The organism is Enterobacter cloacae complex sp. HYC042_NIDB (assembly GCF_056673315.1).
Window position 1 is genome coordinate 3096648 of record NZ_CP109650.1, and the last position, 14218, is coordinate 3110865.

Annotated in this window: 16 protein-coding genes and 3 tRNA genes; 12 read left to right on the top strand and 7 right to left on the bottom strand. The window is 54.4% G+C overall.

Annotated elements, in window-relative coordinates; translation table 11 throughout:
- Positions 1-159: 159 nt before the first annotated feature.
- From yecR to tyrP, 3 genes are all read left to right on the top strand, one after another.
- The gene (yecR, locus tag OKF39_RS14875) at positions 160-498 is read left to right on the top strand and encodes a YecR family lipoprotein (RefSeq protein ID WP_041909409.1); all 339 of its coding nucleotides are present in this window, start codon (positions 160-162) and stop codon (positions 496-498) included.
- Positions 499-702: 204 nt separating this feature from the next.
- Positions 703-1200, top strand: coding sequence for a non-heme ferritin (ftnA, locus tag OKF39_RS14880; protein ID WP_028013664.1), 498 nt, complete (start codon positions 703-705; stop codon positions 1198-1200).
- A 244-nt stretch (positions 1201-1444) separates the two neighbouring features.
- Entirely contained in the window at positions 1445-2656 is a 1212-nt protein-coding gene (tyrP, locus tag OKF39_RS14885; RefSeq protein ID WP_479983095.1) for a tyrosine transporter TyrP, read from the top strand.
- A 34-nt stretch (positions 2657-2690) separates the two neighbouring features.
- Here the strand turns inward: tyrP and OKF39_RS14890 are convergent, their stop codons facing one another.
- A complete protein-coding gene (locus OKF39_RS14890) occupies positions 2691-3359 on the bottom strand; it encodes a YecA/YgfB family protein (protein ID WP_479983096.1) in 669 nt (222 codons plus the stop codon).
- 415 nt (positions 3360-3774) lie between these two features.
- Between OKF39_RS14890 and OKF39_RS14895 the strand changes: the two genes are divergently transcribed.
- The 7 genes from OKF39_RS14895 (at position 3775) to OKF39_RS14925 (ending at position 9756) form a co-directional block, all read left to right on the top strand.
- A complete protein-coding gene (locus tag OKF39_RS14895) occupies positions 3775-4896 on the top strand; it encodes a branched-chain amino acid ABC transporter substrate-binding protein (protein ID WP_479983097.1) in 1122 nt (373 codons plus the stop codon).
- A 99-nt stretch (positions 4897-4995) separates the two neighbouring features.
- Positions 4996-5910: an ABC transporter permease subunit gene (locus tag OKF39_RS14900; protein ID WP_028013668.1), complete on the top strand. Its 915-nt coding sequence runs from the start codon at positions 4996-4998 to the stop codon at positions 5908-5910.
- Positions 5911-5921: 11 nt separating this feature from the next.
- Positions 5922-7196 carry a high-affinity branched-chain amino acid ABC transporter permease LivM gene (gene livM / locus OKF39_RS14905; RefSeq protein ID WP_045260335.1) on the top strand — a complete coding sequence of 425 codons (1275 nt, stop codon included), beginning with the start codon at positions 5922-5924 and terminating at the stop codon, positions 7194-7196.
- Positions 7193-8068 (top strand): ATP-binding cassette domain-containing protein, encoded by an 876-nt coding sequence (locus OKF39_RS14910; RefSeq protein ID WP_045260336.1) that lies wholly within the window; start codon positions 7193-7195, stop codon positions 8066-8068. Before livM ends, OKF39_RS14910 begins: the two co-directional genes overlap by 4 nt.
- Positions 8065-8781, top strand: a complete 717-nt coding sequence (locus OKF39_RS14915; protein ID WP_048956505.1) for an ABC transporter ATP-binding protein — start codon at positions 8065-8067, stop codon at positions 8779-8781. The genes OKF39_RS14910 and OKF39_RS14915 overlap by 4 nt, the downstream gene beginning before the upstream one ends.
- A 161-nt stretch (positions 8782-8942) precedes the next feature.
- Entirely contained in the window at positions 8943-9302 is a 360-nt protein-coding gene (locus tag OKF39_RS14920) for a CHAP domain-containing protein (RefSeq protein WP_479983098.1), read from the top strand.
- Between the two features lies 1 nt (position 9303).
- On the top strand, positions 9304-9756 hold the full coding sequence (locus OKF39_RS14925) for a DUF3828 domain-containing protein (RefSeq protein WP_028013673.1): 453 nt from the start codon (positions 9304-9306) through the stop codon (positions 9754-9756).
- 208 nt (positions 9757-9964) lie between these two features.
- On the opposite strand, the gene OKF39_RS14930 is transcribed toward OKF39_RS14925, so the two are convergent.
- From OKF39_RS14930 to uvrY, 6 genes are all read right to left on the bottom strand, one after another.
- Positions 9965-10051, bottom strand: a tRNA-Leu gene (locus OKF39_RS14930).
- A 12-nt stretch (positions 10052-10063) separates the two neighbouring features.
- Positions 10064-10137 (bottom strand) — tRNA-Cys (locus OKF39_RS14935).
- A 46-nt stretch (positions 10138-10183) separates the two neighbouring features.
- A tRNA-Gly gene (locus OKF39_RS14940) sits at positions 10184-10259 on the bottom strand.
- Between the two features lie 152 nt (positions 10260-10411).
- Entirely contained in the window at positions 10412-10960 is a 549-nt protein-coding gene (pgsA, locus tag OKF39_RS14945; protein ID WP_041909393.1) for a CDP-diacylglycerol--glycerol-3-phosphate 3-phosphatidyltransferase, read from the bottom strand.
- Between the two features lie 56 nt (positions 10961-11016).
- Positions 11017-12849 (bottom strand): excinuclease ABC subunit UvrC, encoded by a 1833-nt coding sequence (uvrC, locus tag OKF39_RS14950; protein ID WP_047367835.1) that lies wholly within the window; start codon positions 12847-12849, stop codon positions 11017-11019.
- Positions 12846-13502, bottom strand: coding sequence for a UvrY/SirA/GacA family response regulator transcription factor (gene uvrY, locus OKF39_RS14955; protein WP_013096026.1), 657 nt, complete (start codon positions 13500-13502; stop codon positions 12846-12848). Before uvrY ends, uvrC begins: the two co-directional genes overlap by 4 nt.
- Before the next feature lie 385 nt (positions 13503-13887).
- Here uvrY and OKF39_RS14960 point away from each other — a divergent pair, with 385 nt between their 5' ends.
- Positions 13888-13941 (top strand): hypothetical protein, encoded by a 54-nt coding sequence (locus OKF39_RS14960; protein WP_418885776.1) that lies wholly within the window; start codon positions 13888-13890, stop codon positions 13939-13941.
- A 25-nt stretch (positions 13942-13966) separates the two neighbouring features.
- Positions 13967-14191 carry a DUF2594 family protein gene (locus OKF39_RS14965; protein WP_014832453.1) on the top strand — a complete coding sequence of 75 codons (225 nt, stop codon included), beginning with the start codon at positions 13967-13969 and terminating at the stop codon, positions 14189-14191.
- The last annotated feature ends 27 nt before the right edge of the window (positions 14192-14218 follow it).

Sequence of the window (14218 nt, forward strand, 5' to 3'; positions counted from 1 at the left end):
AATGGAGTTTTAAAAATCCAATGCACGCTCACAATTTTGTGAAGGGGAGGATCTACGTCGTCCGTTGCAAAGAGTGAGGGTAGATCGTCCGGCTATTCCTGGCATTGCAGCGGGCATCTGCGGGTACGATAACGTATTTCCATCCACTCAGAGCGAACCATGAAAAGAGCCATCGTAGCCGCTACAGTCCTGCTGCTCGCGGGATGCAGCGTTAAACGCCAGGCGGAAATCAGCAGCCTCGACGCGCCGAACGGCATTGTCCGCCTCGACTATGGCCAGGCCGTGCTGCAAAACGCCTGGTCCGATGAATATGTTAATAACGGTACCGCGGTAAAAGCCTGTCAGAACATGGGCTATGCCACCGCCTCTGCCTACGGGCAGCCGGTCAAAACCTGTACCCTGACAAGCGGCTCTTTGTGCCTGAACGAGAGCGTTACTATCCAGTATAAGTGCATGGGGTATGCCGTTAACCCTAAGGCAAATAATCCCTGGTATTAACCAAAGCTGCCAGCGTTTGCTGGCGCTTTATTTAACTAAGAACAAAAACAATTCGCATTAATAAAAAATAAATATCGCCAATGCGTTTTATTCCCATTCGTATTTTAAACGAACAAATATTTAATTTTACGTTTTGCAAATAATTAAATAACAAATTATAGTGTCGCTCATTATGAACCCGTAATAATAATCCGGAGCGCCACCATGCTGAAAACTGAAATGATCGACAAGCTCAATGCACAAATGAACCTTGAGCTCTATTCATCCCTTCTCTACCAGCAGATGAGCGCCTGGTGCAGCTATCACAGCTTTGAAGGTGCGGCCGCGTTTCTGCGTCGTCACGCCCAGGAAGAGATGACCCACATGCAGCGCCTGTTTGATTATCTGACCGATACGGGCAGCCTGCCGCGCATTGAGAACGTGGCATCGCCTTTTGCTGAATATAATTCTCTCGACGAACTGTTCCGCGCCACCTACGAGCACGAACAGCTGATCACCCAGAAAATTAACGAACTGGTTCATGCGGCAATGATCGGCCAGGATTATCCAACCTTTAATTTCCTGCAGTGGTACGTTGCGGAACAACACGAAGAAGAGAAGCTGTTTAAATCCGTGCTGGATAAATTATCCCTGGTGGGTAAATCCGGCGAAGGACTTTACTTTATTGATAAAGAACTGTCGACTCTCGATACGCAGAATTAATATCAGTGCGGTGCCGGTTTCCGGCGCCGCGTTAATTTACCTTTCCCTGCATTAAAACACGCATTTTATTCCCCGTACGCCCTATTTACGTCACGCCTGACCGTCGCCTCACTCAGGATGGGCAGTAGCGCAATACGTAAACCTTTCATTACACGCCTTGTAACGGTGGTTTGACGAATTACCGCTTTTGCCTTACTCTGCGCCGCAGATTTTGTTGCGGTTAAGCGTCGTTGTAGAGGAAAGCGTGAAGAACAGAACCCTGGGAAGTATTTTTATCGTCGCCGGAACGACGATTGGCGCAGGAATGCTGGCAATGCCTCTGGCTGCCGCGGGAGTGGGATTTGGGATGACCCTGCTGCTGCTTGGCACGCTCTGGGCATTAATGTGCTATACCGCACTGCTGCTGCTTGAGGTTTACCAGCATGTGCCCGCCGATACCGGGCTGGGTTCGCTGGCGGCGCGCTATCTGGGACGCTACGGCCAGTGGATCACCGGCTTTAGCATGATGTTCCTGATGTACGCCCTCACGGCCGCGTATATCAGCGGTGCCGGGGAGTTAATCGCCTCCAGCGTCAACGACTGGTTTGGCTCTGACATTACCCCTGCAACGGGGGCTATCTTCTTTGCGCTTATTGGCGGCGGCGTGGTCTGCGTGGGCACATCGCTGGTCGATCTCTTTAACCGTTTTCTGTTCAGCGCCAAAATTCTGTTTCTGGTTGTCATGCTGGCGCTGCTGGCACCGCACGTGCACAAGGTGAACCTGCTGACGCTGCCGCTGGAGCAAGGGCTGGCGCTTTCCGCCATTCCGGTCATTTTCACCTCGTTTGGCTTCCACGGCAGCGTGCCGAGCATCGTCAGCTATATGCACGGTGATGTCCGCAAGCTGCGTCGTGTGTTTATTATCGGCAGCGCCATTCCGCTGATCGCCTACATTTTCTGGCAGCTGGTGACGCTGGGTAGCATTGACTCTTCAACCTTCGTCGGGCTGATGGCGCAGCACGCTGGCCTGAACGGTTTTCTGTTGTCGCTGCGCGAGGTGGTCACCTCGCCGCACGTGGAGCTGGCGGTTCACCTGTTCGCCGACCTGGCGCTCGCGACCTCGTTCCTGGGCGTAGCGCTCGGCCTGTTCGATTACCTGGCCGACCTGTTCCAGCGTCGCAATACTGCCGCCGGACGGTTACAGACCGGAGCCATTACCTTCCTGCCGCCGCTGGCGTTTGCGCTGTTTTACCCTCGCGGGTTTGTGATGGCGCTGGGCTACGCGGGGGTGGCGCTCTCTGTCCTGGCCCTGCTGCTCCCTTCCCTGCTGGCGTGGAAAAGCCGTCAGCAGCATCCTCAGCAAGGATATCGCGTCGCGGGAGGAAAACCGCTGCTGTGCGTTGTGTTTGGCTGCGGGGTAATGATTATTCTGGTGCAGGTGCTGATTGCCGCCGGGATGCTGCCGGAAGTGGGTTAAAGATAAAAGGGGCTATCATCAGCCCCTTTTTTTATCAGTGCAGGCAGCAGCTCTTAAACTTCTTCCCGCTGCCGCAAGGACACGGATCGTTACGCCCCACTTTCGTGCCGTTCACGACAGGCTTCTTCGCTTCCGGCTGCTGCGGGTTCTCCACCCAGTAGTTGTATAAGCGCAGGGCCGCAGGCTGGATGCTCTCGATGCTGGCGATATACTCCTCTTCGGACAGTTCATCCAGCTTCTCGCTGTTCTCTTCCGTTCCGAGCAGGGCAATCACATCGAGATCGGCCTTCAGGGCTTCCGGCAAGGCTGACCAGTCCGTCAGCGCCACGCCGCGCATGTAGCCATAGCACCACTCTTCGACAACGGTGTAACTCTCCCCGTCAACGTCGTTATAGCCGAACAGCGGCTCAAACTGATCCGGGTATTCACTCAGGCGCTCGGCAATGTCGTTCATATGCTTAAAGCAGAGATCGATAAAACGGTTCATCTCGCGATCGTTTTTCCAGCGCGGGATGTACTTCTCCCCGCCCCACACCGCCACCAGCCAGGCATCTGGCTCAACGACAACAGGGCCGGAAAGCACTGCAGTAAGCATGCCGTCCAGTTCGGACACGTCAATCACGGACGCATCGTCATGACCGTAAGACATTAATGTCTCTTCCAGCCACGCCATTTCGCTTTCATTTAATGGACCTTCCGTCATCGCGGACACTCCTGATAAAAAAGGAAAGGATCCTACCACAGATCGCACGCCTGCCCTGGCTGAAGTTTAGGTCTTTATTGCTGCAAAAGTGTGCAAATCGTGACCGTTGCACAACTTATGGGCTTTATTGTTAACGATGTGTGATCTCCGCTGTAAATTCTTCTCCTGGCGCAGGGCGGGATAACGCGGCGCTCTATACTCAAACATGTCATAACCCCGTCAAGGGGTTAACCATTCTGGCAACGTTTTTGCTTGCTGTTCTTCGCGCGACGCTGCGCATGGAAACCTCGCCGTATCACGCAGGATGCCGTTCGTTTAGTGCATTTTGTTCTTGCTCGTGTTTTTGGATTGGCTGCGCCCTGGGCGTTCAGGCTTACGCCGTGGTGCAAAAACCTCTTTGCTAAGGAACATAATAATGTCGCTGAAATTTATCAAAACGCCTGTTTCTCTTGTGCTGGCCGGTTGTCTGGTAACGGCATTTTCCGCCCGGGCAGATATCGTGATCGGTGTCGCCGGACCGTTCACGGGCCCTAATGCCACCTACGGCGATCAGTACTGGCACGGCGCAACGCAGGCCGCAGAAGACATTAACGCCGCAGGCGGTATTAACGGTGAGAAGATCAAACTGGTTCAGGGGGATGACGCCTGCGAGCCTAAGCAGGCGGTGGCCGTCGCCAACCGCTTAGTCGACCAGGATAAGGTCAACGCCGTGGTCGGCCATTTCTGCTCCTCTTCCACCATGCCCGCCTCCGAGGTGTATAGCGACGCGGACATCATCGCGATTACTCCCGGCTCAACTAACCCGCAGATCACCGAACGCGGCATGAGCGACATGTTCCGCATGTGTGGCCGCGACGACCAGCAGGGTCAGGTCGCCAGCGACTTCATTATCGACAAGCTGAAAGCCAAACGCGTGGTCATCATTCACGATAAAGACACCTATGGACAAGGGCTGGCAGACGCCACCAAAGCGGCGCTGGCGAAGCGCGGGGTCAAGGATGTGATGTATGAAGGTTTATCCCGCGGTGAAAAAGACTTTAACGCGCTGGTGACGAAGATCGGCGCGCAAAAACCGGACGTGGTGTTCTTCGGTGGCTGTCACCCGGAAGCTGGCCCGCTGGTTCGCCAGATGCGTGAACAGGGGGTGCAGGCGAAATTCTTCTCCGGCGACTGCATTGTCAACGAAGAGATGGTGACGGCAGCGGGCGGCCCGCAATATACCAACGGCATTTACATGACCTTTGGTAAAGATCCGCGCCTGATCCCGGACGGTAAAGCGGTTATCGACAAATTCCGCGCCGGTAAATTCGAGCCGGAAGGTTATACCCTCTACTCCTATGCCTCCGTACAGGCCATTGCCGCAGCCTTCAAGGCCACCGGCGGCAAGGATTCCGCGAAAGCCAGCGAGTGGCTGAAAGCCAATTCCGTCGACACGGTGATGGGCAAAAAAGCCTGGGACAGCAAAGGCGACCTGAAAGTGTCTGACTACGTGGTTTACCAGTGGGACGACAAGGGAAAATATAAGGAAGTGCAGTAACGGGACGGAGTCACGCTCAACGCCGGCGGGCTTGCCCGTCGGCGCGTAATAAACATCAGGCTGCGCGCCTCGCGCAGCCTATAAAACGAGCGCGCTAAGATGAGTACATTCTTCCTGCAGCAGTTAGTCAATGGCTTAACGCTGGGCTCCGTCTACGGCCTGATCGCCATCGGCTACACCATGGTGTACGGCATTATCGGGATGATCAATTTCGCCCACGGCGAAGTGTATATGATTTCCGCCTATCTCTGCGCCATTGGTCTGGCGCTGCTCTCTTTCTTCGGGCTTGAGTCCTTCCCCCTGCTGATTCTGGGTACGCTGGTGTTCACCATCGCGGTAACTGGCGTGTACGGCTGGACTATCGAGCGTATCGCCTACAGGCCGCTGCGCAACTCCACGCGCCTGGCGCCGCTTATCTCCGCCATCGGGATGTCGCTTATCCTGCAAAACTACGCCCAGCTAAGCCAGGGCCCGCGCCAGCAAGGGGTGCCGACCATGCTCGACGGCGTGATTCGACTGCATCTTGGCGACGGGTTCGTGCAGATAACCTACACCAAAGTGTTTATTCTGCTCGCCTCGTTTGCCGGCATGCTGGTGCTTACGTGGATAATCAACCATACCCGGCTGGGGCGGATGTGCCGCGCGGTACAGCAGGATCGCAAAATGGCCTCTATTCTGGGGATCAACACCGACCGGATTATCTCCCTGGTCTTTGTTATCGGCGCGGCGATGGCCGGCCTGGCGGGCGTACTCATCACCATGAATTACGGCACCTTTGATTTCTACGTCGGGTTTGTGATTGGCATTAAGGCCTTTACGGCGGCGGTGCTCGGCGGTATCGGTTCCCTGCCCGGCGCCATGCTCGGTGGCCTAATCCTTGGCGTCGCAGAAGCCCAGTTCTCGGGCATGGTGAACTCGGACTATAAAGATGTCTTCTCGTTTGGCCTGCTGGTCATGATCCTGATTTTCCGGCCCCAGGGTCTGCTCGGGCGTCCGGTTGTGGCCAAAGTGTGAGGAAGAGAATGATGACATCGCACGGTTTTTCTCTAAAGCGCTGCGTTCTGGACGCGATTTTTTCCGGGCTGATTGCGCTGATTATCTTCGGTCCGATTGCTGGCGTGGTGCTGGACGGGTACAGCTTTAACTTTGCCGGACAACGGCTGGCCTGGATGGTCGGTATTGTAATGCTGGGGCGTTTTCTCTTGAGCGCTTTTTTGGGTACCGCCGCGGGCGCTCGTTTCCAGGCGCGCTTCGAAGCCGATAACGCGGGCGTCTATGTTAGGCCACCGGACTACAAAAGCCGCATGCGCTGGATTATTCCTCTGGTGATTGCGCTTGCGGTTTGCTTCCCGTTTGTCGCCACCAAGTATGTGCTGACCGTCGCCATTCTCGGGCTGATCTACGTGCTTCTCGGTCTGGGGCTGAACATCGTCGTGGGGCTGGCCGGCCTGCTGGACCTGGGGTACGTCGCCTTCTACGCGATTGGCGCGTACGGTCTGGCGCTGGGGTATCAGTATTTGGGGTTAGGCTTCTGGAGCATGCTGCCGCTGGCGGCAATCATGGCCGCCGCCGCCGGTGCCCTGCTCGGCTTTCCGGTACTGCGCATGCACGGCGACTATCTGGCGATCGTCACCCTCGGGTTCGGGGAGATCATTCGCCTGATCCTGAACAACTGGCTGACCTTCACGGGGGGGCCAAACGGCGTGTCAGCCCCTCCCCCCACCTTTTTCGGCCTGGAATTTGGACGACGCGCGAAAGAGGGCGGCGTGCCTTTTCACGAGTTTTTCCACCTGACCTACAACCCGAACATGAAGTTTATCTTTATCTATACCGTACTTTTTCTGGTGGTGATGCTGGTGCTCTACGTCAAACATCGCCTGACGCGGATGCCGATTGGCCGGGCGTGGGAAGCCCTGCGAGAAGACGAAATTGCCTGCCGCTCGATGGGGTTGAATCACGTCCTGGTGAAGCTCTCCGCCTTTACGCTGGGCGCGTCGACCGCGGGGATTGCCGGGGTGTTCTTCGCAACCTATCAGGGGTTTGTGAATCCGACCTCCTTTACCTTCTTTGAATCCGCGCTGATCCTCGCCATCGTGGTGCTGGGCGGCATGGGCTCTACCCTTGGCGTGGTGCTGGCCGCCTTCGTGCTGACGGTAACGCCGGAGCTGCTGCGCAGTTTTGCGGAGTACCGCGTCCTGCTGTTTGGCATGCTGATGGTGGTGATGATGATCTGGCGTCCACGCGGCCTGATCCGCATTAACCGCAGCGGGTTTGCCGTGCGTAAGGGCGTGGCGCCATGAACGGGACGATATTGCGCGTGGAACATCTGATGATGCACTTCGGTGGGATTAAGGCGCTTAACGACGTTAATCTGGACGTGCAGCGCGGCTCCATTACCGCCCTTATCGGGCCAAACGGAGCGGGAAAAACAACCGTGTTTAACTGCCTGACGGGTTTCTATAAGGCCTCCGGCGGCAATATTTTATTTTCTACCCGCACTAAAACGACCAACGTTATTCAGGTCCTCGGACAAAAATTCCAGCCGGGCGACTGGATTAACCCCGCGCAGTTCGGGCAGCGCCTGTTCTACAAAATGTTTGGCGGAACGCACCTGGTGAACCGCGCCGGGCTGGCGCGCACCTTTCAGAACATCCGCCTTTTTCGCGAGATGTCTGTCGTGGAAAACCTGCTGGTCGCGCAGCATATGCGCGTTAACCGCAATCTGCTCGCCGGGATCTTAAACACGCCGGCATATCGGCGGGCGGAAAGCGATGCCCTGGACAGGGCCTTCTACTGGCTGGAGGTGGTGGACCTGGTGGAGTGCGCCAATCGCCTGGCGGGAGAGATGTCGTACGGGCAGCAGCGGCGTCTGGAGATCGCGCGGGCAATGTGTACCGGGCCCGAGATGATCTGTCTGGATGAGCCCGCCGCCGGGCTTAACCCGGTCGAAACGCATAAGCTGAGCAGCATTATTCGTTTCCTGCGCGATCGTCATGACATCACGGTCTTACTAATTGAACATGATATGGGGATGGTGATGGAGATTTCGGACGACATTATCGTGCTCGACCACGGCGATGTTATTGCCAGAGGGAAGCCCGAACAGATCCAGCATGATGAAAAAGTGATTGCTGCCTACCTGGGCACGGACGAAAGCGAGGTGACCCTATGACCGAACCGCTGCTGGCATTTCGCGAGGTGGATGTGTTCTACGGTGCCATTCAGGCGCTGAAGCAGGTCTCCCTGGAGGTCAATAAAGGTGAGACCGTGGCGCTGATTGGCGCGAACGGCGCGGGTAAATCGACACTGCTGATGTCTATCTTTGGCCAGCCGCGCATCCGGAGCGGGCAGATTCTGTTCAGTGGTGACGACATCAGCCATCAATCCACCCACTACGTCGCCTCCGGCGGCATTGCGCAGGCGCCTGAAGGCCGGCGTGTCTTCCCGGATATGACCGTCGAAGAGAACCTGCTGATGGGAACCATCCCCATCGGCAACCGGTTTGCGGCTGAAGATATGCAAACCATGTTCGACCTGTTCCCTCGCCTCAAGGAGAGGCGCAAGCAGCGCGCGATGACCATGTCCGGCGGGGAACAGCAGATGCTGGCGATCGCCCGGGCGCTGATGAGCCGTCCCAGGCTGCTGTTGCTGGATGAACCGAGCCTGGGCTTAGCGCCGATAGTGGTGAAACAGATCTTCCAGACGCTGCGCGAGCTGGCCCGCAACGGCATGACCATTTTTCTGGTGGAGCAGAATGCGCACCATGCGTTGAAGCTTTCCGACCGCGGATATGTGATGGTTAACGGGCAGATCCGGTTGAGCGGCAGCGGCGAGGAGCTGCTGGGAAATCAGGAGGTGAGGAAGGCGTATTTGGGTGGATATTAAAACGCCCGCGATAGCGGGCATAAAGATGCCGTATGGATTAACCAAACACCATTATACAAACAGATAGTGATTTAATTCCGATCACCCTTATTTACAAAAAACTGCAACTTACAGGCGTAATGTTTCCCTTGTTAACCATTAGTTCTATAAGGGATTAAATTATGTGGAGTGCCCATAAAGCCGCAGTTTACGCCCGCCAGCATGCGGGCGAGCATAGCCAGAAAAGATGTGCAGAATTTGTTTCAAAAGCCATTCGCGCTGGCGGTGCTAATCTGCAGAACACACATTATGCTAAGGATATGAAAAGCACTTTGATTTTGGCTGGCTTCCATCAGATTTACGGCGAGCCTGTTGAGGGTGACGTGGCAGTGATTCAGCCTACAGCCCACCACCCCTATGGCCATGCATGCATCTATGGCGGGAACGGCGTCTGGTACTCTGATTTTGTTCAGCGAACAATGTATCCGGGAAAAGAATACCGGGAAGTAAAGCCAGCGTATGCAATATACAGGCATGACTAACATGAAAAAAATAATTCTTGCTGCCCTGCTTCTGCCCACTCTCGTATCAGCTGCACAGAAGCTACCCCCTGAGGCATCCGCCGCCCTTCAGTTTAATAAGTGGTACATCTCGCAGATTCTTAGCGGGAAAGAGCCAATAAAAAACTATGAAGCGCTGAGCCGATACGTTACCCGCGAAACAATCAGCAAACTCAAAGCCATGGATAAGCTGGATCCGGATGAATATGACGTGCCTGACGTCGATATGTTCATAAAGGCCCAGGGATATGATGATGACTGGGGCATCGTCAGTGCGCGGGCATTAGATTACGATGCCGCATGCATGCAGGTGTATATATCATTCGGCAAAAAGCGGGATCACACCGTGATTGACTGCATGGTCAAAGAAAATGGCGCATGGAAAGTTCAGTCCGTGGCAAGCGTGAATATTTCTGACAACCTGAGCGCAGAATGATATCGGCGATATGACAGGGGTACTGATGCAATGCATCTTCGCGAATCCCTGTCGTATCGCCGACAAATACACCTTCGCTCTGGATAACTGAATAACTGAATAACTGAATAATAACAATGATGCAAGAAAGTGGATTTCAGGCACAAAAAAACCACCTTTCGGTGGTTTCACGACACTGCTTATTGCTTTGATTATTCTTTGTTTCCCATGGTACCCGGAGTGGGACTTGAACCCACACAGCGCGAACGCCGAGGGATTTTAAATCCCTTGTGTCTACCGATTCCACCATCCGGGCTCGGGAAGAAAGTGGAGGCGCGTTCCGGAGTCGAACCGGACTAGACGGATTTGCAATCCGCTACATAACCGCTTTGCTAACGCGCCGTAAAACTTTTCTAACTGACACCCGCTATTGCGCATGTCTTTAATCTGGAGCGGGAAACGAGACTCGAACTCGCGACCCCGACCTTGGCAAGGTCGTGCTCTACCAACTGAGCTATTCCCGCATGTTATCAAGTTAACTGCTAACCACTTGATTTCATTATCGTCCGGCTTGCTGTGCCGCCGTTCGATGCGTTGCATTCTACTGATATGACGTGATGAGTCAACGTTATTTTTTGCTTGTCTGGATTGTTTGCTGAAAATTACGGCGAAACGATCACTGATCAAGCAAATCCCCGCGCGCAGCGTTCAAATATTGCAGCATTGACCACAGCGTCAGCACTGCCGCCACCCACAGGAGGCCAATCCCCGCCCACTCAACCCAGGCGTTCGGGCGCCAGAGCATCCACACCAGCGAGGCCATCTGCGCGGTGGTTTTTACTTTACCAATCCAGGATACCGCGACGCTGCTGCGTTTCCCCAGTTCCGCCATCCACTCACGCAGCGCAGAGATGATGATCTCACGGCCAATCATAGTTGCAGCGGGCAGCGTCACCCACCAGGTATGATAGTGCTCAGCCACCAGCACCATCGCGATCGCGACCATCACTTTATCCGCTACCGGATCGAGAAAGGCGCCGAAACGGGTGCTCTGGTTCCAGCGGCGCGCCAGATAGCCATCAAACCAGTCAGTTACCGCTGCAATAAGGAAGATCAATGCGCAGGCGAACGGTGCCCAGACGACCGGCAGGTAAAACGCCAGCACAAAGAACGGAATGAGTACAACACGAAAGAGAGTGAGCAACGTAGGGATATTATATTGCATAGTGACGGTAACTATTTGTTGTCAGTAAAATTTAGCTCTATGTTGCTACAGAGCCCTCAATGTTTCAACGAGTAGTAGATCTTTTCTGCCAGCCCTTGCGAAATACCCGGCACTTTTGCAATTTCCTCCATACTGGCGTTGAGTAATCCTTGCAATCCGCCCATATACTTCAGCAGCATCTGGCGGCGTTTTGGCCCAACGCCCTCAATAGTCTCAAGCGTGCTCGTGTTTTTGACCTTCGCCCGTTTTTTGCGGTGGCCGCTGATGGCATGGTCGTGCGACTCATCGCGAATATGCTGGATGACGTGCAACGCCGGGGAGTCCGGCGGCAGGCTGAAGCCCTCACCTTCCGGCTCAAAAAACAGCGTTTCCAGACCGGCCTTACGATCGGCCCCTTTTGCCACGCCTAACAGCAGCGGATGGTTTTTGTCCCACTCAACATCGAGCGACTCGAATACCGCTTTCGCCTGACCTAGCTGCCCTTTCCCACCGTCGATAAGAATCACGTCCGGGATCTTGCTCTCTTCAATCGCTTTACCGTAGCGACGGCGCAGCACCTGATTCATGGCAGCATAGTCATCACCCGGCGTGATGCCGGTGATGTTATAGCGGCGATACTCGGCGCGAAGCGGGCCGTTGGCGTCAAATACCACGCAGGACGCCACCGTCTGCTCACCCATCGTATGGCTGATATCGAAACATTCCATTCGCTTCACTTCCGGCAACTTCAGGAGCGTCGCCAGCGCGGTTAGACGCTGGCTAACCGTCGATTGCTGGGACAGTTTAGTGGTGAGCGCCGTCGCCGCGTTGGTCCGCGCCAGCTTCAGATAGCGTGCACGGTCGCCGCGCGGTTTGGTTTGAACATTGACCCGACGCCCGGCCAGTTCGGAAAGCGAATCGGCCAGCAGGGTTTTGTCATCAAGGCTAAAATCGAGCAGGATCTCCGAGGGCAGCGTACGCATCTGGCTGCCCTGAAGATAAAACTGGCCAACAAAGGTTTCCACCACTTCACCCAGCTCGGTGCCGCCAGGCACCTTCGGGAAATAGCTGCGGCTGCCGAGCACTTTGCCCTGGCGAATAAACAGCACATGCACGCAGGCCATGCCGGCGTCGAAGGACACGCCAATAACGTCGAGATCGTCGCCGGTATTTGAGACAAACTGTTTCTCAGTGACTCTGCGCACCGCCTGGATCTGGTCGCGGATCCGCGCAGCCTCTTCAAACTCAAGCGCGGCGCTGGCTTTTTCCATTCTGGCGATCAGCTGGGTTAAAACCTGATCGTCTTTGCCAGCTAAGAACAGGCGTACATACTCTACCTGCTGCGCATACTCGTCTTCACTGACCAGCCCGGCAACACAGGGGCCAAGGCAACGCCCAATCTGGTACTGTAAACACGGGCGCGAGCGGTTGCGGTAGACGCTGTTTTCACACTGGCGGATCGGGAAGATTTTTTGCAGCAGCGCCAGCGTCTCTCGCACGGCATAGCCATTCGGGAAGGGGCCGAAATATTCCCCTTTCGCGTGTTTTGCGCCGCGGTGCATCGCCAGGCGCGGATGGGTGTCACCACTCAGAAAAATAAACGGATAGGATTTGTCGTCCCGCAGCAGCACGTTATAGCGCGGCTGGTAGAGCTTAATATAGTTGTGCTCAAGCAGCAGCGCTTCCGTCTCGGTATGCGTCACGGTGACATCAATATTCTGAATGAGTGAGACCAGCGCTTCGGTCTTACGGGAGGCAAGGTTACTGCGGAAATAGCTGGAAAGACGCTTTTTAAGATCTTTGGCCTTCCCCACATAGATAACCGTACCGCCAGCGTCATACATCCGATAGACGCCTGGCTGGCTGGTTACGGTTTTCAGAAATGCTTTTGAATCGAATACATCACTCACTGACTTAACAACGTCTCCGCGTTACATAAACCGTGCCGGATGGCCAGATGAGTCAGTTCAACATCACCATGAATGTTCAGTTTACTGAACATACGATAACGATAGCTGTTGACCGTTTTCGGGCTGAGATTCAGCTGCTCTGAGATCTCATTCACTTTCTGACCCTTGGTGATCATCAGCATAATCTGCAATTCACGCTCAGACAAACTGGCAAACGGTGATTCCGTTTTCTCGGGTTCGATCTGGCTCAGCGCCATCTGCTGCGCAATGTCGGAGGCAATGTAACGCTGCCCGGCAAACACAGAACGGATAGCATTGACGACCTCCTGCGGTGCGGCGCCTTTGCTCAGGTAACCGGCTGCCCCCGCCTGCATCACCTTCGCAGGAAGCGGATTTTCAGTATGCACGGTCAGCATGATGACTTTTGTATCAACAAAGGTACGCGCGATTTTGCGTGTTGCCTCAAGGCCACCGATACCGGGCATATTCATATCCATCAGCACCACATCGGCCGAGTTTGTGCGGCACCATTTTACGGCATCTTCCCCACAGCACGCCTCACCGGCAACTTTAATACCTTTAATATCTTCAAGAATGCGTCGTATCCCTGCGCGCACCAGTTCGTGGTCATCAACAAGAAGGACGTTGATCAAAGGAAATGTCTCCAGAATAGGGATAACGCTACTGAGTGATAATTTGGCTTATATTAACGGTTTTCATCACAAGATTAAAACGTTAAAAAATCGGCTATTCGATTTTGCTCTCGTTTTTGGAAATTAGCCTGTACAGTCCATGGAAAGAGAGCCCTTGCCATCAGAGCTTTTGCGGCAATTTTTAAGCATCTGTATTCAAAAAGTTACAAAAAGCTTGCACGCTTTCCCCGCGGAAAAACTGCTCTCAATTTTTGTAACAATAATTAACGGCAAGTAAACCAGGCGCAAACAATTAATAGCCGTAACAGAACATCAGTTTACCGGCTGGCTCTGTTTACGCAAATAAACACTGGCGTAAAAGTACGAAAAACAACCGCTGCATTTTTTGCTGCAGCTTGTGGTATACTCCGCCGCCTTGACTTTCGTCGTCGCGCTTTAGCGCCGTTTAATAATGAGGAAAATAAATGAGCACACCTGAATTTGCCACTGCGGAGAATAACCAGGAACTGGCACAGGAAGTAAACTGCCTGAAAGCGCTGCTAACGCTGATGCTGCAGGCGATGGGCCAGGCTGATGCTGGTCGTGTGATCATTAAAATGGAAAAACAAATCGCGCAGATGGAAGACCAGGCGGAATCGGCCGTATTTGCTAACACCGTTAAGCAAATCAAACAAGCGTACCGCCAGTAACAAAAAACGGCTGGATGCAGTGCATTC

What these genes read in the sequence shown, in the direction of transcription:
- yecR (WP_041909409.1), top strand. Translation starts at nt 160, where the DNA reads ATGAAAAGAGCCATCGTAGCCGCTACAGTCCTGCTGCTCGCGGGATGC.
- ftnA (WP_028013664.1), top strand. Translation starts at nt 703, where the DNA reads ATGCTGAAAACTGAAATGATCGACAAGCTCAATGCACAAATGAACCTT.
- OKF39_RS14890 (WP_479983096.1), bottom strand. Translation starts at nt 3,359, where the DNA reads ATGACGGAAGGTCCATTAAATGAAAGCGAAATGGCGTGGCTGGAAGAG.
- OKF39_RS14895 (WP_479983097.1), top strand. Translation starts at nt 3,775, where the DNA reads ATGTCGCTGAAATTTATCAAAACGCCTGTTTCTCTTGTGCTGGCCGGT.
- OKF39_RS14900 (WP_028013668.1), top strand. Translation starts at nt 4,996, where the DNA reads ATGAGTACATTCTTCCTGCAGCAGTTAGTCAATGGCTTAACGCTGGGC.
- livM (WP_045260335.1), top strand. Translation starts at nt 5,922, where the DNA reads ATGACATCGCACGGTTTTTCTCTAAAGCGCTGCGTTCTGGACGCGATT.
- OKF39_RS14910 (WP_045260336.1), top strand. Translation starts at nt 7,193, where the DNA reads ATGAACGGGACGATATTGCGCGTGGAACATCTGATGATGCACTTCGGT.
- OKF39_RS14915 (WP_048956505.1), top strand. Translation starts at nt 8,065, where the DNA reads ATGACCGAACCGCTGCTGGCATTTCGCGAGGTGGATGTGTTCTACGGT.
- OKF39_RS14920 (WP_479983098.1), top strand. Translation starts at nt 8,943, where the DNA reads ATGTGGAGTGCCCATAAAGCCGCAGTTTACGCCCGCCAGCATGCGGGC.
- OKF39_RS14925 (WP_028013673.1), top strand. Translation starts at nt 9,304, where the DNA reads ATGAAAAAAATAATTCTTGCTGCCCTGCTTCTGCCCACTCTCGTATCA.
- pgsA (WP_041909393.1), bottom strand. Translation starts at nt 10,960, where the DNA reads ATGCAATATAATATCCCTACGTTGCTCACTCTCTTTCGTGTTGTACTC.
- OKF39_RS14965 (WP_014832453.1), top strand. Translation starts at nt 13,967, where the DNA reads ATGAGCACACCTGAATTTGCCACTGCGGAGAATAACCAGGAACTGGCA.